This is a genomic window from Mycobacteroides sp. H003 (assembly GCF_001440135.1).
Taxonomy (GTDB): domain Bacteria; phylum Actinomycetota; class Actinomycetes; order Mycobacteriales; family Mycobacteriaceae; genus Mycobacterium; species Mycobacterium gwanakae.
Window position 1 is genome coordinate 272,132 of record NZ_LJYL01000010.1, and the last position, 21,738, is coordinate 293,869.

A 21,738-nucleotide genomic window follows, 5' to 3' on the forward strand; every position below is an offset into this window, starting at 1 on the left:
TGACCGGGCTCACCCGATGAGGATCGGGTCGCGGCGCCCATCGGCGGCCATCGCATCTGCGGCAGTGGCGGCCTCTCCGAGCAGCTCTCCCAGCTGATTCGGGAACACCTGCTCCCCCGAGGCCGCGAGTGCGGCGATCTCCTCGGCGTCGCACCAGCGGTGCCCGGTGATGTAGCGCTGCTCCAAATTGGTGCGGCCGTCCGTCGCCGGTTCGAACCTCTTGGTCCGGTGCACGAAGAACAATTCCTCGGAGCGGATGGTGGTTCCGTTGAAGTCGAAGACGGCTACCCGACGCCACAGTGGGCCCACCAGGCGCCCGGAGGGAACCGATAATCCGGTCTCCTCGACCAGCTCGCGCACCGCGCCGTCGCACAGCTTCTCCCCCGGCAAGGTCTGTCCGCCCACGGTGAACCACCAATGCACCGCCGGGCTGGGGGCGGCGGGATCGAAGCCGCGCAGCAGCAGCACCCGGCCATCCTCATCGAGCAGGATGATCCGCGCCGAGGTGCGGAAGTTGGCCAGGGCCGGGTCTTCGGTGCCCGCGCCCTGGCGGTCGATGATTTCGAAATACGTTGGCATCGGTGCGGTTCCGCCCAGACGCAACCAGCGCACTGGTCTGCGCACCCGCAGGGCCAGAGTGTCGCGTACCGCGTCGTTGTGGAAGCGCCGCGCGATCAGCACCCGCGTCTCGGCGTCCGCGAGCTCGGCCACCAGTGCGGGGCGCAGCCGCTCGGAGTCGACGGTGGACAACGCTGAGGCCAGCTGGTTCTCCGCATACTCGCGCCGGTCACGTTCGGCCCGCTCGGCTTTCGCGGCGAGTTTGATCAGTTGGTCGTCCTTGAGCGCATCTCCTACCGCCCGTGCGACGACGGCGCGGCGTGCCAGCGCGGCATCGAGGGCCTGCCAGGACAGGTCGCTGCGCACGTGCAGTCGGTCCAGCCGGTTGGCCACCAGATAGGCCCACAACAGGCCCAGCGCGACCAGCGTGCCGATGAGGGCGATGACGATGACGGTCAACGCCGAGAAGGTCACCAACTGTCGACCTTCACACGCGCACCGGACGCGGTGACAGTCTCGTAGACGAGCATGATCTGCTGCGCGACCACCGACCAGTCGTACCGCTGCACTGCCTCGGTGCCTGCCGTCACCAGCTTCGCGCGCCCCTCGTCGTCGCCGAGCACGTCGATGATGGCCGCCGCCAAGGCATCCGCATCACCGGTGGGTGTCAACCGTCCCGCCGAGCCGTCCAGGAGCACACGGCGGAAGGCGTCCAGCGAGCTGGCGACCACCGCAGTACCCGCCGCCATCGCCTCCACCAACACGATGCCGAAGCTCTCGCCGCCGATGTTGGGGGCGCAGTAGACGTCGGCGCTGCGCATGGCCGAGGCCTTGGTGGCATCGTCCACCTGCCCGAGGAAGCGCAGATGTTTCGCCAACGGCCCTGCCTGCGTGCGCAGTTCGGCCTCATCTCCTCGACCGACGATCAGGATCTCCACATCGGAGAAACTGGCCGCGAGCTTCGGCAGCGCCCCCATTAACACGTCCATACCTTTGCGTGGCTCGTCATAGCGGCCCAGGAAAAGCACCGTCTTACCTACCCGCGGGTAGCCCTCCAGCATCGGCGCCCCGGAAAAGGACCGGACATCGACGCCGTTGGGAATCTCGACCGCGTCAGATCCGAGTGCTTCCATCTGCCAGCGCCGGGCCAACTCCGAGACCGCGATCCGGCCGACGATCTTTTCGTGCCACGGGCGCAGCACCGCCTGAAAGACGCTCAGCGTCAACGACTTCGTGGTAGACGTGTGGAAGGTGGCGACGATCGGGCCCTCGGCCACCATGAGCGCCAGCATGGACAGACTCGGCGCGTTCGGTTCATGCAGATGCAATACATCGAAGTCGCCGTCGACCAGCCAGCGCCGGGTCTTGGCATAGGTGGCTGGGCCGAACCGCAGCCGCGCCACCGAGCCGTTGTACGGAATCGGGACGGCCTTGCCGCCGGACACCACGAACTCGGGCAGCTCAACGTCCGATGACGACGGCGCGAGCAGGCTGACGTGGTGTCCGCGGTCCCTCATGACCTCCGCCAGCTGCACCACATGGGACTGGACGCCACCCGGTACATCAAAGGAGTACGGGCAGACCATCCCGATGCGCATTACGCCTGCCCACCAACGGGATCAGTCTCCCGGGGGGCTGCCCGACCATCAGTGTCCGATTCCCGGCCGGGCGCGGGATGGTTCTCCGGCGCCGGTTGGACCGGCGAGGTCCGCAACCTAGTTCGACGCTCTTCGGACAGATCATCAAGCCACAGCGGCTGCAACATATGCCAATCCGCGGGGCGCTCGGCAATATTGGCGGCGAACTCATCGGCGAGCGTCTGGATGACGACCGCGACATCGCCCGATGACGTATCAATGGGCGCCTGGATCCGCACGCCCCATTGACCGTGCGGCTCGAACCAGCAGTGTGCCGGCAGCAGGCGTGCTCCGGTGTCGATCGCCAACCGGGCCGGGCCCGCGGGCATCCGAGCTTCTGCGCCGAAGAAGTCGACGGAGACACCACTGCGGCTCAAATCGCGATCAGCCATGAGGCAGACGACGCGATTTTCCCGTAGCCGCGTTGCCAGCGTCTCGTACGGCCCGGTGGAGTCGCCGCTGGACGCGAGCACCTCGAAGCCCAGGGTCTCCCGGTAGTCCAGGAAGCGGCGGTACAGCGACTCGGGTTTGAGACGCTCGGCCACCGTGGTGAAGGTCCCGTAGGTTTGGGCCAGCCACACCCCCGCCATATCCCAGTTTCCGCTGTGCGGCAGGGCGATGATGGTGCCCCGTCCCTGGGCCTGCGACTCATCGAGATTTCGGCGACCGAACAGGGAACTGTCCAGGCGAGCGGCCAGGCGCTCCATGTTGTGCGACGGCAGCCGGAATGCTTCACGCCAGTACCGGGCATAGGAACGCATCGAGTCGATCATCAGCCGGTCGGGCACCTCGCGCGGATGCACGCCAAGCACGCGGGCCAGGTTCTTACGCAGCTGTTCGGGTCCACCGTTGCGGGCACCCACCATGGCACCGACATCGAATATGGCGCGGGCGAGCAGATCTGGCGTCATCTGCGTCAGATTCCAGCCGGCGGCATACCCCCAGTCAGCAGCACGTTCGCCCCACACACTCATGACTGATTCGTCTCCGCGGTGTCCTGTCCGGCGTCGGAATTGGGCAGCAGATCAAGTGCGCCGGGAGATGTGCGCACCGCATGCATGCGCTGCGCCACCGTCACCAGGCTCGCGATCGCGAGCACCCACATCGCTACATGCAGCGGTTCCGGTAACCCGAACCCGCCGCTGAAGATCGCTCCGGCAAGCACGATGATGAGCCGTTCCGGGCGCTCGATCAGCCCGCCGTCAGCACGCAGCCCGGAGGCCTCGGCCCGCGCCTTCACGTACGAGATCACCTGCGAGGTGATCATGCAGATCAGTGTGGCCACGACCAAAGACGTTGATCCCCAACCGAATGCCGCCCACCACAGCAGTCCGGCGAACACCGCGCCATCGGCCACACGATCACATGTGGCATCCAGCACCGCGCCGAATCTGGTGCCACCACCACGGGCTCGCGCCATCGCTCCATCGAGCATGTCGAACATGGTGAACAGCCAGACCGCCATGCCACCCCAGAACAGGTGGCCCGTCGGGAACAGGGTGAGCGCGGCGACGACCGTCGCCGCGGTCCCGAAGATGGTGACGGTGTCCGGGGTGAATCCGGCGCGCAGCACCGCGCCGGCAAGCGGGGTGATGATCTTCGCGAACGTCTCCCGGGACAAGAAGCCGCTCATGGCAGCTGCTCCCAGGCGCTGGCGAGTAGCTGGCGGGTGTCCCGCAGGAGCTGTGGCAGCACCTTGGAGTCGCCGATGATGGTGATGAAGTTGGCGTCGCCGCCCCAGCGCGGCACCACGTGCTGATGCAAATGTTCGGCCAGCGATCCACCTGCCGCCGTGCCCAGGTTGAGTCCCACGTTGAAACCGTGCGGGCGTGACACCTTTTTGATCACCCGAATCGCCTTCTGAGTGAACGCCATCAGCTCGCGACTCTCATTCTCGGTGAGGTCCTCGAGCTCGGCGACCTGCCGATACGGCACCACCATGAGATGTCCCGGGTTGTACGGGTACAGGTTGAGCACCGCGTACACGTGCTCCCCGCGCGCCACCACCAGACCGTCTTCGTCGGCCATCTCGGGAATGTCGGTGAACGGAGCGGACTCCGCCCCACTCGACTTCACCGCCTCCACCAGATAGGTCATCCGGTGCGGGGTCCAGAGCCGCTGCAGGTGATCGGGGTCGCCCACTCCCCGGTCGGTGATGGTCGAGTCCTCGTCAGTCACGGGTCCCCAGCTTCATCAGTTCGGCGGTCGGAGAAACGTTCTCGTGTCTGTTCACCCAATCGATGATGGCGGCCACGGCCTCATCACGGGGCACTCCGTTCACCTGGGTACGGTCGCGGAAGCGGAAGCTCACCGCGCCCGCCTCCACGTCACGATCGCCGGCCAGCAGCAGGAACGGCACACGCTGGTTGGTGTGGTTGACGATCTTCTTGTTCATGCGGTCATCGCTGACATCGATCTCGGCCCGAATGCCCTGCGATTTGAGCTGCGAGACAATGTCGCTCAGGTACGGCGCGTGGGCGTCGGCAATCGGGATACCAACAACCTGCACCGGCGATAGCCAGGCCGGGAAGGCACCCGCGTAGTGCTCGGTGAGCACACCGAAGAACCGCTCGATAGACCCGAACAGTGCGCGGTGGATGAGCACCGGACGCTGACGGGTTCCGTCGGCAGCGGTGTACTCCAGTTCGAATCGCTCCGGCATGTTGAAGTCGAGCTGGATGGTCGACATCTGCCAAGACCGGCCCAGCGCGTCCTTGGCCTGTACCGAGATCTTAGGACCGTAGAACGCCGCGCCACCCGGATCCGGGACCAGATGCAGCCCGGAGTCGAGCGCCACCTGTTCCAGGGTCTTGGTCGCTTGCTCCCAGTCCTCATCGGATCCAACGAATTTCGTCTCATCCTTGGTCGACAGCTCCAGGTAGAAGTCGTCGAGCCCGTAATCGGACAAAAGATCCAGCACGAACCGCAGCAGCGACGTCAGCTCTTCGTGCATCTGCTCGCGGGTGGTGTAGATGTGCGCGTCGTCCTGCGTCATGCCCCGCACCCGGGTCAGACCGTGCACCACACCGGATTTCTCGTATCGGTACACCGATCCGAATTCGAAGAGCCGCAACGGCAATTCACGGTATGAACGGCCCCGCGCCCGGTAGATCAGGTGGTGCATCGGGCAGTTCATGGGCTTGAGGTAGTAGTTCTGCCCCGGCTTGCGCACGGTGCCGTCGTCATTGAGTTCGGCGTCGATGTGCATGGGAGGGAACATGCCGTCGGAGTACCAGTCCAGGTGCCCAGAGGTCTGGTACAGGTTTTCCTTGGTGATGTGCGGAGTGTTGACGAATTCGTACCCGGCGGCGGTGTGCTTGGCGCGCGAGTAGTCCTCAAGTTCCTTGCGGATGATGCCACCCTTGGGGTGGAAAACCGGCAGACCGGAACCGATTTCGTCGGGGAAGCTGAACAGATCGAGCTCCACACCGAGCTTGCGGTGGTCGCGCCGCAGCGCCTCTTCCAGCAGTTCGAGGTGCTTGTCGAGCGCCTCTTGCGACTCCCAGGCGGTGCCGTAGACGCGCTGCATGCTGGCGTTGGCCTGATTGCCGCGCCAGTAGGCGGCCGAGCTGCGAGTGAGCCGGAACGCCGGGATGTGTTTGGTGGTGGGAATGTGCGGGCCACGGCACAGGTCGAACCATTCCCGTTCCCCGGTACGAGGATTCAGGTTGTCGTAGGCGGACAGCTCGTCGCCACCGACCTCCATCACCTCGGGATCGTCGGCGCCCGACTTATCGGAGACAAGCTCCAGCTTGAACGGCTCGTTGGCCAATTCCGCCTGCGCCTCTTCCACCGAGCCGTACACCCGGCGTGAAAAGCGTTGCCCCTCTTTGATGATCTGCTTCATCTTCTTTTCGAGGGCCGCCAGGTCCTCAGGTGTGAAGGCGTGATCGATCCCGAAGTCGTAGTAGAAGCCATCGGTGATCGGCGGACCGATACCAAGCTTGGCCTTCGGGAAGAGGTCCTGCACTGCCTGCGCCAGCACGTGGGCGGCCGAGTGCCGGATGACGCTGCGCCCGTCCTCAGTGTTGGCCGCGACCGGCTCTACCTCGGTGTCGACCTCAGGAGTCCACGACAGATCCTTCAACCCACCGTCCACCCGGACGACGACGATGGCGTCCTCGCCCTTGCCCGGCAGACCAGCCTCGCGCACCGCAGTCCCCGCCGTCGTCCCGGCCGGCACCCGGATAGGGGGCACAGGGGAAGACGGGTTGGGCGCAGTCATCAGCAGTTCTCCACTTCAGAGACGGGGGGTTTGCGAACTCATGCTATCGGTCCACACCAGCGCCTTCCCAGCCGATGGGCACCGAGAGCACTCAGGCCGAGCGCGCCCGGAAGGTATTCCGGTAAGCGAGCGGGGAGACCCCGGTGAGCCGACGGAACTGCTCCCGGAAATTCGCAGGTGAACCGAACCCCACCTCGCGCCCGATCCACTCCACGGAGTCCGCCGAACATTCCAGCAGCTGCTGGGCATGACGGACCCGCACGCCGGTGAGCCACTGCATCGGCGTCTGTCCCGTTTCGGCCCGAAATCGCCGGTTGAGGCTGCGCACGCTGGTTGATGCCTGGACCGCGAGGTCCTCCAGGGAAAGTTCTCGATGGGCGTTGTGCTCGATCCACGCCAGCATCTCGCCGAGGCCTGCCTCGGTGCGCTGACGGTTCCGGATGACGTATTGAGCTTGACCGCCGTCCCGGTGCAGCGGCGCCACGGCCACCCGGGCCGCCTCGGCAGCGACCGCCGTGCCGTGATCGCACGTGACCATGTGCAAACACAGATCGAGCCCGGCCGAAGCCCCGGCGGAGGTGAGCACCTGGCCCTCGTCCACGTACAGCACATCGGCATCCAGGCGTACGTCCGGATACATCTGCCGAAACAGGTCAGCGGCGAGCCAGTGCGTGGTGGCACGCTTGCCGTCCAGAATTCCGGCCTCGGCGAGCGTGAAGGCTCCGGCGCAGATGGAAGCGATGCGCGCACCGCGGGCGTGCGCGGCCTGCAGTGCCTCGATGACGCCGTCGGGCGTGGGCGCGGTCACGTCGTTGCGCGCGGGCACCACGATCGTGTCGGCGTTCGAAAGAGCCTCAAGCCCAAGATCTGTGGCGATGCCGAACGGTCCGGCAGAGACGACGGGTGCCGTGCCGCACACCCGCACCCGGTAGGGCCGAGTGCCGTCGGCGAGGTGCACGCGGCGAAACACCTCCACAGCGGTCGCCAGGTCGAACCCGATGGTGTCGGGAAGGGCGAGGACGAGTACCGAGTGAGGCTCGCCCGAACAGCCCGGAACGGAATGCATGCGGCGAGCGTAACTCGTTGTTGGCAATATCTCGTTGGGTACTGTCTATCTGGCCACTTCTGCCGCCGTGATCGGCCGACAACCATGGCAATCATGCAGATAGCGATCCTGGCGTACCCGGGCATGACGGCGCTCGACGCGATAGGCCCCTACGAAATGCTGAGGGGGCTGCCCGAGGCCGAGTTTCGATTCGTCTGGCACGAGCCGGGGCCGATAGTGACCGATAGCGGTGTCCTGGTGGTCGGCGCCACGCATTCCTTCCAGGAGACCCCGGCACCGGACATCGTCCTGATCGGCGGCTCGATACCGGCCACCATGAGCACCGCCGCCGACGACGGCGTTCTCACCTGGCTGCGGAAGGTTCACCTGGGCACGACGTGGACTGCATCGGTATGTAGCGGGTCGCTCATTCTCGGTGCCGCCGGGATCTTGCGGGGAAAGGACGCCACCTGCCATTGGGCCGGGCAGCGGGTGCTCACGACCTTTGGGGCCAATCCCCAGCGGGACAAGCGAATCGTCCGTGACGGCAAGGTGATTACCGCCGCAGGGGTGTCCGCAGGGCTCGATCTTGGTCTGTGGCTCGTCGGCGAGATCGCCGGACAGCCGCGCGCCGAGGCCACTCAGCTGTGCATCGAATACGACCCGCGGCCGCCATTCGATACCGGCCACATCAGCAAGGCCTCGGCCCGCAACAAGGCAGATGCGGTGCTGATGATGAAGGGCATGATCTCGGCACGCGATGCCAGCGCGGAGGTCGTGGCGGGCTCGAAGGTGCTGTGGGCGAACGTCATCGACCGGGTGCGGCGAAGGTCAGCCGCCAAGCCCTAGCGGGCTCTTCAGCCAATGCGCCTCGATTCCGGCCAGCGCGGCGACCCAGCCGACCGCACCCAACACCCACAGCGTGACCACCACCAACGCCGCGGTGAACAGCACCCCGATCCCCCGCAACCACTGAGGTTGAGTGGAAAACCAGGCCATGAACCTGTCGTACCGGGCCCTGACTGCGTGAAGAAGCTTTCTTGCCCAAGAGAACTCGGAGGCAAGAATCGCCAGGCCGAGGAAGACGATCGCCCAGCCGGGCCCCGGATAGGGGATAGCAATGATGCCCGCACCCAGCACTGCCAGACCGATGATCGCAACCGCCATGCGGTAAAAGACGTTCAATGCCGGACGGTCCCGCACCCCGTCGCGCCATCGGGCCCACCGACGGGTACGGCCGCTCACGGCTGACCGGGATTGAGCTTCACAAAGAGAGCGTCGGCCTCGGCGAGCACATCGTCGCCGTCGAGCAATCTGCTGGTCAGGTACACCTTGCGGCCCTCGACGCGGTCCAGGGTGCAGTCGAACTGCAGCTCCTTCTCGATCGGCGTGACCTTGCGGTAGTTGATGTTCAGGTACGCAGTACGCAGCTTGCGCAGGTCCGTGAGCAGCATCGTGCCGGTGCCGATGATCGTGTCGAAGAGCAGGCCGAGACATCCGCCATGCACCGCCCCGTTTCGGCCCAGGTGGTAGCGCCCGAAAGTGGCTGTGCCGGTGAGCACTCCGTTGTCGAAGCTATCGATTGTCATCGGGACCAGCAGGATGTTTCCACGCAGCGGAAGATCGGTGCGACGGCCCGAGGGCGAGTCCCACTCCGAAACCTCGTACGGGTCCAGCAGCTCGTTCATGGCCTCGAGCTGGTTGGCCAGATTGGTGATCACCTCATCGGGTGGCAGGGCGGCGCGAGCGCGATCCTGCAGAGTCCGCAGTGCATCGATGAAACGGCCGTAGTCGGGGCCGCCCTTGAGGGTCGGGTCGGGCGGATTGAACCCGCCACCCTCATGCGCTGTTACTGCTTCCTCGGTGGTCATACTCCCCTACGTTATTGGGGTGGATATTGCACGGCTGAGCCAGCTCCCGTTCACCTACTCCGAGATCGGCGCAACGGCCACCGAGTTACCCGCCGGATATCACCATGTGCGCGAATCTCGGCAGATCGGAACGGGTAGGGCGCGGTTCGACGATGCTGCCGCAAGCCTCATGCGATTCGGTATCCAACGTGGGATCGGGCTGCCCGTACAGACGTCGGCACCGGAGGCCGCCGTCGGCGTGAACGTGATGACGCGGCTATGGCCGTTCTGGGCGCTGTGCCGCATCGTGTACGTGGTGGACGAGCCGAATCGGCGCGGTTTCGCATACGGCACGCTTCGAGGACACCCGGAAACCGGCGAAGAGGTCTTCATCGTGCGCTTTGATCCATCCAATGACGTTGTCTCCGTAGAGATAACCGCATTCTCCAGGCCGTCGTACTGGTGGGTCCGCGTGGGCAATCTGGTGGTCAAGCAGCTACAACGTGTGGTAACTCAGCGCTACCTGCACGCACTGTGAGCGACGCGCGATCGGTTGCTGCACACATAACCCTCCCCCGGTAACCTACATGTTAGCTGGGTGACGGATACAGCTACTTCACTGGCGCGTCGAATAAGCGGGCGTGTCTTGGTCATTTAGCGCCGAAAGACAAACAGGCGCATTGTTCAGCAAATCTTCCGAGCATTCGAATCGTTATGATGTGTAACCTTTTGTTCAACTTCGATTCATGCTTTTTTAGGAGCTCTGAGCCTCATGGTTTCCCTGCCCGCTGGCATCGCGCTGTTCGCCGGAGCCCTGGGCGCCTCGGCCGCAATGTTCTTCGCCCCGGTGGTGGCTGCAGACCTCCCGGTGTGTTCGGCCGGCGAGACGCCGTACAACCACAGCTGCCGGACCGCGTGCGCGGGCAGCGCACCGCGCGTCGGCGGGGCCTGCACCCAGCCCGGCACCAACCTGTACGACCGAGGATTTCACGAGCCCACCCATGAGGGCGCCAACCCACGCACTCCACTGGGCACCAACCCGCAGGTCCCCTACGGGACGAACACCACAACCGTTCTCCAATAAACGATTTCGGGACGGCGCCCGCCGTGCTACGGCGACCAGTTCGCCAGGACCGCGTCCATATCGCCATCTCCGGGCCCTGGCAGATGACGCGCGCCCGGAAACCGATGAGCAGGTTCGGTATACGTGCCCGCGTCAACAAGCCTGGCGATGTTGGATCGATAGATGTCGTCAACCTCCGCGTGGCGCCCCGGTTCCCGGTGCAGCCACAGGTTGGCCGGGTGGATCGGTCGGTCGTACATGCGCCGGAACAGTTCTGTCCGAATATCCTTGAGCCAGTTTGAGTTCAAATTCATGGCGCGGAACTGGCGCAGAGCCTCGAGATCCACCGGCGCCGCGATAATCGCGTTCGCTCCCGAGGATGCCTGCCCGATGACGTGTCCGTAGTAGTCGACAATGTGACCGTTGCCGCCCGCGATGTCGACCGGGTGCTCGGAGGCGGGTGTGGAGTAGACGGGTCCGGAGTTGGGGCACACCATGTACAGGCCGTTGAAGTGCGCGTGCGCCCTGTTTTGCAGTAACCAGGTACCACCGGCGTCCGAACCGGCCGCCGTCATCGGCACCGCCTCGCTGGGCCGATACACCACCTCTGCACCGTTGAATGCCAAGGCCCGCACGGCTTCCGGATACTCACCGTCGCTGCAACACAGCGTGCCGATAGCGCCGATGTCCGGGGTACGCAGCACTGGATAGAAGGCATCGATCCCATCGCCGAACAGCTGCACCCATCGGTCGTACACGTCATGCGGGGTGCACGAGTGCTCACGGCACCAGACGTGATTCTTGGCCGCTCGGTGCACTATCTCACCATCGGGCGCGATCACCACCATGACGTTGAAGAATCGGTCTGCGATGATCTCGGGCCAGCGAGCCTTGCACTGCACGATGATGTACGTCTCATACGTCCGCGCCAGCGCAGCCAGGCGATCTGTCTCCGGCCCCGGAATGTCAATGAAAAGCTCACGAGCACTGCGGATATGCGGAAGGTTGAAGACCTCGTCGGTAAAGCCGGTCAGCGCGCCCTCGGCGAGGGCGACCAGCTTCACCGGCAGGTTGATGCCGACGATCGAGACCGCGGCATGGATGGCCTCCTCGATGTTGTCCAGGTTGCGCGCGATGTCGTCTCGCCTACCGATGCCGTGGACAATGGTCGACAACCCGACCGCCATGTACGGGGCGACCGGCGTACGCTGGGCTATCTCGGTCATTGCACACCGCACCAACGCATCGCGGCCAGTGCGTAGGCCTTGGTGGCACAGACTATTTCGTCGATCGCACAGCGCTCGTCCACCGCGTGTGCCATGGCCAACGCACCCGGGCCCATGCCGACAGCAGGAATCCCCGCAGCGGTGAACCAGGTGAGATCGGTTGCTGTGGGGAATGGTTGGACCTCCGGGGGCCCGCTGAATGTGGACCCGGCGGCAGCCTCTTCGCGTGCGGCGATCACGTTTTGGCAGAACGGGTCACACTTGTCCGTTCGCCCGCCCGGATAGTGCATCGGCCATTCGATGCGCGGAGGTTCGCGCCGCAGCCAGGGATCTGCCGTGACGACGGCGGCCACCGTCTCGAGGATCTCGGCCTGAATTTCGGCCAGGCTGGCCGCGGGCGGATAGAAGACCGCATAGTCCAGCACGGTTTCGTCGGGGATGAAGGCGACGTTGCGGCCACTGCGGGCACCCCCGTCGATCACGTCCAGACCGATGGTGAACTGCCCGCGCTCAAAGAGCGGGTCGGTGCGTGTCTGCTCCCACTGGATCTCCAGCCCGCACAGCGCCGCGTGAATCGACAGTGCCGCATCAATGGCGCTGACCGCAACGGGTTCGGCGTCTGGAGCAGTGGCCGCTTGGGCGCGCATCAGGGAACGCGCCGACGCATGACCGGAGCGGCCGCTGACGGTGATGCGCATGACGAGAACGCCGGGGGTGGCCGGCATGACGGTCAGAGGACGTCGCGCCCCGGTGGGTTCGGCGATGATCGCGCCGTCGGCGGTGTAGCCGCAGGCAAGCACGGCCGAGGTGCCCAGGTGATGTTCGAAGTTCTCTTCGCCGACCACGCCCTGCAGGATCAGGTCACCCCGCAGTTGCACACCTGATTCCCGTAATGCCTTGGCGGCAAAGGCCTGTGCCACCAATCCGCTCTTCATGTCCACGGAGCCACGTCCCCAAACGTGGGTTTCATCATGAAATCCCGAGAACGGATCGTGGGTCCATTCGTCGGAGTCGTTGGCGGGCACGACGTCGAGGTGGCCGTTGAAGATCAGCGATCGCCCTCCCCCGCTCCCCCGAAGCACACCGACCACGTTGTCTCGTCCGGTCACCGCGCCGAACAGCTCCGTTTCGGCTCCGCCCTGCCGGTAGACGCCGGCCAGTAGACGCGCCACATCGGATTCGCCGCCCACCAGGTCGTCATAGTCCTGGTCGGGGTAGGTCGGATTCACGCTGCGCAGCGCGATGGCGTGGGTAAGTGTGTCGAGCAGCTCATCGCGAAGACTGTCGACACAGTCGAGCACTTTGTCTGCCGAGCTCACGAGTGCACCGCCTGCGATTGTGCGGCCGGCGACGTCAACTCGCCACTGTCGTATACCGTCTCGCCGCCGAGGTAGGTCCGCAGCACCCGCGTGCCGCGTAGCTCGTCGAGCGGACAGGTCAGCGGATCTCGGTCGGCGATGATCACGTCCGCGTAGTTGCCCGGTGTCAGTGAACCGATTTCGGGCCAGCCCAGCACCGCGGCTGCACCCGTGGTCCACATCTTCAGCGCCTCGAGCCTCGAGATCTTCTGGTCGGGCCCGTCGTTGTAATGGTCGCTGCCTGCGAAACGGTGCGTCTGGGCCAGCTCGATCTGCTCCCACGGATTCTTCGGGCCCCAGTCCGAACCGCCGGCCAGATCCAGCCCGGTGTCGATCAACCGCTGCAGCGGCTCCAGGTCTTGCCACACATGCCTGCCGATGCGCTCGCCGTACATGGCGCCCTTTCCCCAGGCGAAGCCCGCACTTGTGGTCACCTGAAATCCCAGATCCGCGTATCGCTTGGCCTGCTTGGGTGTGATGGTCATGGCGTGCTGCAGAATCCAGCGCTGGTCACGGAAGTCGTGTTCGCGCACAACACGTTCGGCGATATCGAGGAAATCGTCGTGCTCTCGGAACGCACCCAGGCACAGATTCGCACGGATCCCCTCGGTGGCACAGAACCGCACAAATGCTTCCTCCTTGTCCAGCGACAAGAAGCGCTTGCCCCGTGTCGGGCGCCCGAAGGGGTCGGCGCACGGTTCGTAGGTCGCGAAGTATCCCGAGAAGCATGGGCCGCCCGGACTCATCGTGAGCCCGTTGAGGCGCAGCATGTCGTCCTCCAGATCGACTGCCTGGCCGGCGAGTTCGCGCAGTCTGGCGGTGAATTCGTGCTGTGGTAGCGGGTCAAACGGATAGAAGATGACGGACTCGACATCTAGAGTCGCCAGCACCCGCATGCTCAGCGCGTTGGTCGCGCGTAAATGCCGGTACAGCGCCACGTGTTCGGGTTCCATGGCGTGCCCCTCGTACACGCTGGTAATTCCTTGTGCGGTATAGCGACTCATTTCCGCGAGGGTTCCGGCGACGGCGTTCTCCAGGCTCGGGCGCGGCAGCTTGGTCAGGATCTGCCCCCAGAAAGGGTCGTAGGTGTAGTAGTTGGTGACCGGTCCGCGCAGAATCCCGGTCAGATCACCGGCCTCGTTCTTCTCGATCTCGACGTCACACACCCGGTCCGGGATGAGTGCGCTCAGACCTACGGTGCGCAGGCCGACGCTGTTGAAGGCCACCACATTCGGCATGCGCGGCGCCCACGCCTGAATCAGCACGGGGTGTGCATCGGTCGCGGTGTCCAGGATCCATCGGTCGGGCAGATGCCGCTCGGCCAGATCGCGCTCCGAGCGGCGAATGAAGTAGTGCGGCTCGCCCACCGGGGTACACATGATCCATTCACCCGGCTCGGTTTCCGCGGCCTTCGCGCGGATTCTGGCCACGATGTCCGCGTGATCGACCGCATCGGTGAGATCTACGAGTCCGCCGGAGAGCATCCCGAAATGCATGACATGCGGGTGGGTGTCGACCAGACCGGGCAGTACTACGGCGCCTTGGGCATCGACGCGGCGCGCACCGGCTCCGGCCACATCGTCCATCTCCCGCCGGTCTCCCACGGCGACAACGCGCCCGTCCGGAAGCACCAGCGCGTCGGCCTCGGGAATGGCCGGGTCGAAGGTGCGCACCAGTGCGCCGGTGATGAGTGTGTTGGTCATTGAGGCCTCCCGCCGTTCGTCGATAGGCGCCACCGTATCCCTTATTTTCTCCAAATGGAGAAGTTTATGGAAATGTGCGCCAGTACGATGACGCCCATGACGTCTCCGGTGCGCGAGCCACGCATGGCCCGGGGCGCTGCCCGCCGAGAGTCGCTTTTGGATGCCGCGATCCGTCTACTGGCACGTGAGGGTGCGCGCGCCGTGACTCACCGTGCGGTTGCCGCCGAGGCGGGGACAACTCATGGGATCGCCCGCTACTACTTCGGCACCCTCGATCAGCTCCTGGACGAAGCGCTGCGGCGCTTGGCCACCCGGCAGATCGAAGAAGTGCGGGCGCTGTTCACCGAGCTGCCCGACGCGAAGATCTCCGAACGCATCGACCGGCTGGCCCGCTATGTCACCGAGACTCTGTCCGACGACCGCGACGCGGCAATCGCCCGCTACGAATTCTTCCTCGAGGTCGCTCGCCGCCCCAGCCTGCGGGCCACCCTTGACGAATGGGGCACCACCCAGCGCGCCGCCTTCGCCCAGGAGCTGCGCGGAGCCGGCGTGAGCAATCCGGAGGCAGATGCCGCCGACCTGCTCACCGCCGTCAACGGGCTGGTTCTTGAGCAGCTCGCGCTGCCCATCGACGACTTCGAGACCTCGCGTCTGCGCCCCGCCATCGCGCGGTTTTTTCCGGCACATTGACGCCGTGTGGGAATGAAATCATCGGCGCAGAGGTAGCTACCACACATGGAACTTCATGACGCCGCGCGCACACTCATCGGGGCGGGCGCTGATGCCACGCTCGTCACCATCAATCCCGACGGCACTCCACAGGTGTCCGTGGTGTGGGTAGCCCTGCAATCCACGCCCGAGGGCGACGAGCTGGTGGCCGCTCATCTGTCCGGCAATTACAAGAAGCTGCGCAACATCCGGCGCGATCCCCACGTTGCCGTGACCATCCTGGCGCCCAGCCAGCCCGGACAGCAGCGCGAGTACCTGTCGGTCACCGGTTCGGCTCGGGTCGTAGAAGGCGGCGCACCCGAGCTGCTCAGTCAGCTGGCCATCGCCCTGCTGGGCTCCGACGAGCACTTCCCGCCGCCCGGCTCTCCCGAGGGGTACCTCACCCGCATCCGCCTCGAGTCGGTTGGCGGCCACGGCCCCTGGGCACCGCAACCCTGACATCAGTCGCGGATGATGCCCTTGGTGCGCATCAAGAAGTCCGCGAGAAATCCGTCGTGCGGAACGTCGAAAGCCGCATACGACGTGAGATGCCTGCCGCTGTACACGTTGGCCACCGTCGGCTCGTTGAGCAGATCGTCGATCAGCTCCTCGTCCTTGGTAATCGCGTTGATCACCAAGGAATGCCGCAGCGGGGTAAGGCCGTCGGCGCGTGTCCACGGTGAGATCCACACGCATGGGAACGCCAGCTCCGTGTTGAGTGGGCCGATGTCTGGTCGCGCCAGCAGGTGTACTGCCGGTCGCAGTACCGCCGAGCCGTCACCGAGGTCTGCGACCACCTGGTCGGCGCCCAGCAGCGCCGTGGTGCCGACAGATACGGCGGCCAGGTGCTCGGCATAGCGTCTGGCCGCCGCTATGGGCTGAGCCGGTAGCGCAGCGCGTTCGTCGGTGATCGGAAGCGCGGGGATCGTCGCCAGCCTGGCGGTGATCGCGTCGGCCAGGGGTTGCGGATCGCCTTCGTAGAGAACGGCGGTGGCGTTGGTGCAGGCCATCCCACCCTGCCCGCTGATCGACTCGACGATGACGTCAAGGTAGTCGCGCCAGTCCTGTTCGGCGGTGATCAGGATCTTGGTGCGGCCCGGCCCGTTCGTCAGCACCGTCGGGTCGTCGGCGTAGCCGTCGACGACGTCTTGGCCGCCGTAGACGACGGCGAGGTCGGCGGCGGTGATGATCTCGGCCGCGCCCGCATGGTCGGTGGGTAGATAGAGGGCATCTTCGGGCCGAAATCCGGCCTGGCGTAGGGCATTGATAAGCCGGTGTCCGGTAAAGGGTTCGCGCCGCGATGGACGGATGGCCACCCGGTAACCCAGCGCCAGCGCCTGCGCCCACGTGCTGTGCACACCGGGGCTGTTCCCCGACGCGTGCACGGCGAGCACCTCACCGCGGCGCGCCCACACCGCGCTTCCTCGCCGGGTGCGCTCGTCGCGCCAGTCGATGGCGGCGCCCATCGGGCGGGCAGGCGCCACCGAATCGGCGGCGACCCGTACCGCGTCTGCGATACCAAGCGCACTGGTCCGCGCAATCGCGATCGGTAGCCCCGACACCCGGCTGACCACCTCGACGTATTGCTCGAAGCCGAGGCCGCCGAGGTGCGCGTCGACGAAGATCGCGGCAGCGTCTACCAGCGCGGCGTTACACCGATCACGTGGGAAGGACTTGACCTTGCGCTGCGCACGGATGCTGCGGCTCACATACAGCGGGGGCACGATGCCCAGCTCGGCGACCGGGGCTCCGGCCACATCGGTGATCACCTCACGGTTTCGGGTCCGGTACTCGCCACCGGGGCCAAGGGCGTCAAGTGCGATCACGATCAGTAAACGCCCTCGATCACCGGCTCGCCCTCAAAGCTGGCGACCGGGACCACTTCACTGACGGAATCACCAATCTGATTGTCCGGGCCATTCATTCGAATCGCAGTGTCGCGTTCGAGATTGTTCGGAATGAACATGCCCTTGCTGATGTGATTCATCACCACCTGGCCGCGCTCACCGTAGGGCACACACTCCCCCGTATCGGGATCGATCACCCAGAACACCACGTAGGGTGAGCGCGGATCGAAAACAAAAGCGTCCCCGTCAACGCGAGTCCTGGCCTGGGACAAGATCATTGTGCTGCCGAAGGCCATCGCGATCTCGGCCGTCGGGAAGATCTCGCGGAGCAGATCGAGAGTGTCCAGGTCTACGTGGGCGCCGCTGATCAGTATGTAGCGGATCTTCTGGTTGACCAGGTCCACCATGGCGTCGTCGCGGGCGATGGCGCCCAGCAGCGGCGGGCTGGTGTGCAGGTTGGCGACCCGCTGGGTCTGCAGCACGAACCTGGCCTGCTCCAGGACGTGCTCGACATACTCAGACACTTCGGCGGTGGCGTTGCGTGCGGAGAGTTTCTTGACCCACCGTGGGTCGAGGTCCACCGGATAGAACACCGAACCCAGCCGCTCGCTGACCGCACGCGAGAAATGACCGACCCCGTGCGGGCCACTGGGCATGAGGAACAACAGACCCTGCCCTGCCACGAAGCCGCCGGCGGTGAAGTCCTCGACCTGCCATTGCGTGACCTGCTCAACCCAATCGGGTAGTTGCGCTGTGCGTTTGGGTGCACCGGTGGTGCCACCGGATTCGAAGATCTTGGGCACCGGCGCCGGGGTTCCATAGCCGCGCGGGATGAGGTCCTCGACGGGTGCATCACGCAGCTCGTTGACCAGGTTCGGGAACAGCCGAAGGTCCTCGAACACCTTCACGTCGGTCAACGGGTCGAAGTTCAGGGTCTGCGCGGTGCGCAACCAGAACGCCGACCCGGTGTCCTCGCCGAAATGCCAGGCGATCGCGGCACGCAAGTAGGCCTCGGGATCTGTGACGGGCCCGGTTCGCGGGACGTCCAACAGCGAGAGGTCGATCTCAGCCATGCGGCCATCCTCGCGCAGGAAACGTGATCCTAGAAGGAGTTTCACCGCCGTTCGTGGCACGTTAACCCTGCCGGATCGATGTGGGGCTGTCTACTAGCGGACTTTCGCCGCCCTCCGATCGTCGATTTCGCGGCGCAGTTCTGGCCCCGACCACTTCTCACCGGATGCGGTTGCCTGGTGGATCAGGCTGACGAGCGCGGCGTTGACCGGCGCACTGACGCCGAGCTTCTTGGCAAGCTCGACTACTTCCCCGTTGATGTAGTCGATTTCGGTCGGCCTGCCACGGGTGAGGTCGTCCAGCATGGACGAGCGCGCCTGAGGGTCAATCTCGACCATCTGCCGCGCCGCCCGGGCGAACACGGCGTCCGGCATCCGCAGCACCCAGGGCATGAACGCGAGCGGCGCCGCAAGAGGACTGACCACCGCCTGGCCACTGCGGCGCAGCAGCCCCAGTGCCTCGCGTTGCGCGTCGGCCAGGACCAGACGGTAGTCCCGCTGTCCCAGTTCGGCTTTCAGTGGCAAGCCCGAGAGTGCGTTGACCGCATTGTTGAGGTTGACCACGAGCTTTCCCCACTGCACCGCCGACATGTCCTCACGCACGGCGGTAGGCAACCCGCTCTCGGTCAGTGCCTGTGCCAGGGACTCCGCACCCGTAGAGATCGACAGTTTTCCCTGCGTGCCCTGATGAAAGTGCGCCGGCCCGACCTGCGCGACGTTGAAGCCGACCATTCCGGTGATCACGCGGTGTTGCGTGACGTATCGCGATATCTCGGTGGGGTTGCGTATCCCGTTCTGCAGACTGACCACCACAGCTCCGGGCCGGAGCCGGTCGGCCAGCGACGCCGCCATCTCCGCGGTCGCGGCCGATTTCACCGTCACCAGCACCACATCGGCGGCGCGCACCGCATCGATGTCTTCGGAGAACACGCATTTGTCTCCGGGAATCGTCGCCGACCAACCCAGATAGTCCGAAAGAGCGAGACCACGCTCGGTGATCGACTCGCCTAGGGCGGCGCGGCCGATGTACACCAAGTCATGCCCGGCGGCCTGTAGCCTGCCGCCCACATAACAGCCGATGCTTCCGGCTCCCGCAACAGCGATTCTCATTGGGCTCCAACCTCAACGCTCTGCGCGGTCGCGCGGGCACGATCCCAATAGTACGGATTGTGCGAGTTGATGACCTCCACGTCGTCGCGCGTGGCCAGCTCACGTAGCTGTTGCGCGTTGTACAGCCGCGAGGTGGCATCGGCCTGCACCAGGCTCTGAAACACCTTGAACACCAACGGGCATCGCGGATCTGTGAGCATTTCATCGGGGTGCATGAAGGCATCACCCGCGTGTACGAGCCACCGCGGGCGCCCGATGCCACCGGTGTCGATCACCACGCCGACATGCCCACGGCTATGCCCCGGAAGCGGAATGATCGCGATCTCCTCCGGCAGACCGTGGAGTTGCCGCACGGCGCGGAAGCCGAACCACTGATCGCCACCGATCGAATACTCGGACCAGCGGTCACCTTCTCTACGTCTCATGAGTTCGGGCTGCCCGCTGTAGCGCACCTTGTCGTGCAGTGTCAGCTGCGCGCGTATGGATTCTGCTTCGATCGCGTGCACATGCAAACGCGCGTTGGGAAAGTCGTCGACTCCGCCGACGTGATCGTGGTCGTGATGGGTGAGCACGATGTCGGTGACATCGGCAGGGTCATAACCGAGTGCCTGCACCTGGCGCACCGCTGCCTCCGATTCGACGAACCGAGGGTTGAGCAGAAGCTTCAGGGGACGGCCGATCCTGGCCACCGGATCAGCGATGTCACGGAGGCCAAATCCGGTGTCGACAAGCAGCAGCCGCGTTCCCGTGTCGACGAGCAGACAATGGCAAATCAGCCGGCCGCGCTGCCAGGGTGCTCCCGCGCCTTCCATGAGCCGTTTCCCGACGGGCCCCATCGTGCCACAGTTCAAGTGATGAATGCGCATGGTCAATCCCCTGCCCCGGAAAGCTTCGCGAGCGCATCTATCTCCACCAGCAGCCCGGGCGGGAGGCCACCGAAAAGGGTGGTCCGCGCCGGGTACGGCTTGCTGATGGTGTCCTCGAACGCCTTGTTCAGCTCGGCGAATCCTTCTGGGGCATGAAGGAATACCCGCAGCATCAGCACATCGCCGAAATCGGCTCCGGCCGCATTCAAGATCGCCTCGATGTTGCGCAATGTCTGGACGGTCTGCGCGTAGACGGTCTCTCCGGCCAGGGAACGGGTCTGGGCATTGATCCCCACTTGCCCTGACACCTGCAGGGTGTCACCAATGCATACGGCTTGCGAATAGGCGCCCACGGGATCTGGCGCCGCATTGGTTTCAATCTGAGCCTTCGCCATCAGAACTCCTTGGTTATGAGGTAGGTCCGCTCGCGGGCGGACCAGGAAGGGTTTCTTTCAGAACGCGCAGGGCATTACCGCCGAGAACCCCGGCCGCCCCGGACGCATCGAAGCCAGTCCGCAACAGTGCGTCGATCAGCGACGGAAATCCGGTGGGCCCGTCGAACCCCGGGACATACCTGGGTATGCCGTTCATATCCGTTCCAACGCAGAGATGCTCGGGACCGACGAGCTCTGCCAGGTGAGAGGCGTGCCGGGCGAACTCATCCAGATCGCGCATGCCGACGCCGCGGAACCCCATCGGCCACAATCCGATGAGGCCGCCGGTGGCGGATATCGCACGCGCCTCCTCGTCGCTGATGTAGCGCGGGAATTCATGGACCGCCAATGCGCCGGTGTGCGAACTGACCACCGGTGCGGACGTCTGATCGCAGACGGCCAAAGTGGTCGCCGCGTCGGCGTGCGCAAGATCTATCAGCATGCCCAGCCGGTTGGCTTCTGCGACAACCTCTTTACCGAGGGCGGTCAGGCCCGAGGAGTATCGTCCGGCCCGCACTGCCCGGCTGCCCCTGCTCCCGGTCACCGACGTGCCGATCGTGCCGAGGGCGTTGTCCGCGTAGTGCACCAGACCCAGCACCCGCACTCCCATGCGGTGAAGCTCGATCAACCGATCTGGTTGTGCTCCCACGACATCGGCGCCTTCGACACCGAGCATGACGGTGGCGGTGGCTCCTGCTTCGATCTGCTCGACGTTCTCCACCAGCGCGATACCCGCCGCGGAGGCCTCGGCCCGGGCCAGCTCCAGCTGGGCCTTCACGCCATTCCATGGCGAGCGCAGTCGCCATGCGGTACCCAGCAATGCGTCCCCGACCGCGGTGACGATAGCGAGGTTCACCTTGCCTTTCTGCAGCTGCGACAGCGGTTCGGACTGCATGTCTATTGTCTTGGCGCCCAATGTGCGCAGCCATCGCGGCACAATGCTCAGGCCGTGGGTGTGCATGTCGATGGTCAGCGCGGTGTCGTTGAGCTTCCTGGCTTGCTCGACCGTGGTGCTCATATCGGGCGCCCCTCGATTCC

General features: G+C 65.1%; 23 protein-coding genes and 1 pseudogene. 5 read left to right on the forward strand and 19 right to left on the reverse strand.

Features of this window, described 5'->3' with window-relative positions; all coding sequences use genetic code 11:
• Positions 1-9: 9 nt before the first annotated feature.
• The 7 genes from AOT87_RS07215 to AOT87_RS07245 all read right to left on the reverse strand — a co-directional run bounded on the left by AOT87_RS07215 (position 10) and on the right by AOT87_RS07245 (position 7,390).
• Positions 10-1,032, reverse strand: a complete 1,023-nt coding sequence (locus AOT87_RS07215) for an NUDIX domain-containing protein (RefSeq protein ID WP_057966931.1) — start codon at positions 1,030-1,032, stop codon at positions 10-12.
• Positions 1,029-2,156 carry a glycosyltransferase family 4 protein gene (locus tag AOT87_RS07220; RefSeq protein ID WP_057966930.1) on the reverse strand — a complete coding sequence of 376 codons (1,128 nt, stop codon included), beginning with the start codon at positions 2,154-2,156 and terminating at the stop codon, positions 1,029-1,031. The genes AOT87_RS07215 and AOT87_RS07220 overlap by 4 nt, the downstream gene beginning before the upstream one ends.
• On the reverse strand, positions 2,156-3,169 hold the full coding sequence (locus tag AOT87_RS07225; RefSeq protein WP_081343298.1) for a phosphatidylinositol mannoside acyltransferase: 1,014 nt from the start codon (positions 3,167-3,169) through the stop codon (positions 2,156-2,158). Before AOT87_RS07225 ends, AOT87_RS07220 begins: the two co-directional genes overlap by 1 nt.
• A complete protein-coding gene (pgsA, locus tag AOT87_RS07230) occupies positions 3,166-3,828 on the reverse strand; it encodes a phosphatidylinositol phosphate synthase (RefSeq protein WP_057966929.1) in 663 nt (220 codons plus the stop codon). Before pgsA ends, AOT87_RS07225 begins: the two co-directional genes overlap by 4 nt.
• Positions 3,825-4,373 (reverse strand): HIT domain-containing protein, encoded by a 549-nt coding sequence (locus AOT87_RS07235; RefSeq protein WP_030093627.1) that lies wholly within the window; start codon positions 4,371-4,373, stop codon positions 3,825-3,827. Before AOT87_RS07235 ends, pgsA begins: the two co-directional genes overlap by 4 nt.
• Entirely contained in the window at positions 4,366-6,420 is a 2,055-nt protein-coding gene (gene thrS, locus AOT87_RS07240; protein WP_057966928.1) for a threonine--tRNA ligase, read from the reverse strand. The genes AOT87_RS07235 and thrS overlap by 8 nt, the downstream gene beginning before the upstream one ends.
• 91 nt (positions 6,421-6,511) lie before the next feature.
• Complete coding sequence (locus tag AOT87_RS07245; protein WP_234796424.1) at positions 6,512-7,390, reverse strand: helix-turn-helix domain-containing protein; 879 nt, start codon at positions 7,388-7,390, stop codon at positions 6,512-6,514.
• Between the two features lie 189 nt (positions 7,391-7,579).
• On the opposite strand from AOT87_RS07245, the gene AOT87_RS07250 reads away from it, so the two are divergent.
• Positions 7,580-8,314 carry a DJ-1/PfpI family protein gene (locus tag AOT87_RS07250; protein WP_057966944.1) on the forward strand — a complete coding sequence of 245 codons (735 nt, stop codon included), beginning with the start codon at positions 7,580-7,582 and terminating at the stop codon, positions 8,312-8,314.
• Here the strand turns inward: AOT87_RS07250 and AOT87_RS29220 are convergent.
• A complete protein-coding gene (locus tag AOT87_RS29220; protein ID WP_057966927.1) occupies positions 8,297-8,710 on the reverse strand; it encodes a TIGR02611 family protein in 414 nt (137 codons plus the stop codon). The genes AOT87_RS07250 and AOT87_RS29220 overlap by 18 nt on opposite strands.
• Positions 8,707-9,336, reverse strand: a complete 630-nt coding sequence (locus AOT87_RS29225) for a PaaI family thioesterase (protein ID WP_030093632.1) — start codon at positions 9,334-9,336, stop codon at positions 8,707-8,709. The genes AOT87_RS29220 and AOT87_RS29225 overlap by 4 nt, the downstream gene beginning before the upstream one ends.
• Positions 9,337-9,355: 19 nt before the next feature.
• On the opposite strand from AOT87_RS29225, the gene AOT87_RS07265 reads away from it, so the two are divergent.
• Entirely contained in the window at positions 9,356-9,853 is a 498-nt protein-coding gene (locus tag AOT87_RS07265) for a DUF1990 domain-containing protein (RefSeq protein WP_057966943.1), read from the forward strand.
• A gap of 234 nt (positions 9,854-10,087) precedes the next feature.
• The gene (locus AOT87_RS07270) at positions 10,088-10,399 is read left to right on the forward strand and encodes a hypothetical protein (RefSeq protein WP_057966926.1); all 312 of its coding nucleotides are present in this window, start codon (positions 10,088-10,090) and stop codon (positions 10,397-10,399) included.
• 26 nt (positions 10,400-10,425) lie between these two features.
• Here the strand turns inward: AOT87_RS07270 and AOT87_RS29230 are convergent, their stop codons facing one another.
• The 4 genes and pseudogenes from AOT87_RS29230 to AOT87_RS07285 all read right to left on the reverse strand — a co-directional run bounded on the left by AOT87_RS29230 (position 10,426) and on the right by AOT87_RS07285 (position 14,665).
• Positions 10,426-10,608, reverse strand: coding sequence for a hypothetical protein (locus tag AOT87_RS29230; RefSeq protein WP_030093635.1), 183 nt, complete (start codon positions 10,606-10,608; stop codon positions 10,426-10,428).
• Between the two features lie 99 nt (positions 10,609-10,707).
• Positions 10,708-11,604 (reverse strand): annotated as a pseudogene (locus AOT87_RS07275) (nitrilase-related carbon-nitrogen hydrolase); the annotation flags it as partial.
• The gene (locus AOT87_RS07280) at positions 11,601-12,923 is read right to left on the reverse strand and encodes a M20/M25/M40 family metallo-hydrolase (RefSeq protein ID WP_057966924.1); all 1,323 of its coding nucleotides are present in this window, start codon (positions 12,921-12,923) and stop codon (positions 11,601-11,603) included. The pseudogene AOT87_RS07275 and the gene AOT87_RS07280, both read right to left, overlap by 4 nt.
• Positions 12,920-14,665 carry an amidohydrolase family protein gene (locus tag AOT87_RS07285; RefSeq protein WP_057966923.1) on the reverse strand — a complete coding sequence of 582 codons (1,746 nt, stop codon included), beginning with the start codon at positions 14,663-14,665 and terminating at the stop codon, positions 12,920-12,922. The genes AOT87_RS07280 and AOT87_RS07285 overlap by 4 nt, the downstream gene beginning before the upstream one ends.
• A 96-nt stretch (positions 14,666-14,761) precedes the next feature.
• Here AOT87_RS07285 and AOT87_RS07290 point away from each other — a divergent pair, with 96 nt between their 5' ends.
• A complete protein-coding gene (locus AOT87_RS07290; RefSeq protein WP_064409026.1) occupies positions 14,762-15,355 on the forward strand; it encodes a TetR family transcriptional regulator in 594 nt (197 codons plus the stop codon).
• 45 nt (positions 15,356-15,400) lie between these two features.
• Positions 15,401-15,832: a PPOX class F420-dependent oxidoreductase gene (locus AOT87_RS07295; RefSeq protein ID WP_057966921.1), complete on the forward strand. Its 432-nt coding sequence runs from the start codon at positions 15,401-15,403 to the stop codon at positions 15,830-15,832.
• 2 nt (positions 15,833-15,834) lie between these two features.
• Here the strand turns inward: AOT87_RS07295 and AOT87_RS07300 are convergent, their stop codons facing one another.
• From AOT87_RS07300 to AOT87_RS07325, 6 genes are all read right to left on the reverse strand, one after another.
• Entirely contained in the window at positions 15,835-17,199 is a 1,365-nt protein-coding gene (locus AOT87_RS07300; RefSeq protein WP_057966920.1) for an aldehyde dehydrogenase family protein, read from the reverse strand.
• A 2-nt stretch (positions 17,200-17,201) separates the two neighbouring features.
• On the reverse strand, positions 17,202-18,293 hold the full coding sequence (locus tag AOT87_RS07305) for a phenazine antibiotic biosynthesis protein (RefSeq protein ID WP_057966942.1): 1,092 nt from the start codon (positions 18,291-18,293) through the stop codon (positions 17,202-17,204).
• 93 nt (positions 18,294-18,386) lie between these two features.
• Entirely contained in the window at positions 18,387-19,400 is a 1,014-nt protein-coding gene (locus AOT87_RS07310; RefSeq protein ID WP_057966919.1) for a 2-dehydropantoate 2-reductase, read from the reverse strand.
• Positions 19,397-20,236 carry an MBL fold metallo-hydrolase gene (locus AOT87_RS07315; protein WP_198528431.1) on the reverse strand — a complete coding sequence of 280 codons (840 nt, stop codon included), beginning with the start codon at positions 20,234-20,236 and terminating at the stop codon, positions 19,397-19,399. The genes AOT87_RS07310 and AOT87_RS07315 overlap by 4 nt, the downstream gene beginning before the upstream one ends.
• 32 nt (positions 20,237-20,268) lie before the next feature.
• Positions 20,269-20,661: a RidA family protein gene (locus AOT87_RS07320; RefSeq protein WP_057966917.1), complete on the reverse strand. Its 393-nt coding sequence runs from the start codon at positions 20,659-20,661 to the stop codon at positions 20,269-20,271.
• A 13-nt stretch (positions 20,662-20,674) separates the two neighbouring features.
• Positions 20,675-21,718: a membrane dipeptidase gene (locus tag AOT87_RS07325; RefSeq protein ID WP_057966916.1), complete on the reverse strand. Its 1,044-nt coding sequence runs from the start codon at positions 21,716-21,718 to the stop codon at positions 20,675-20,677.
• Between the last annotated feature and the right edge of the window lie 20 nt (positions 21,719-21,738).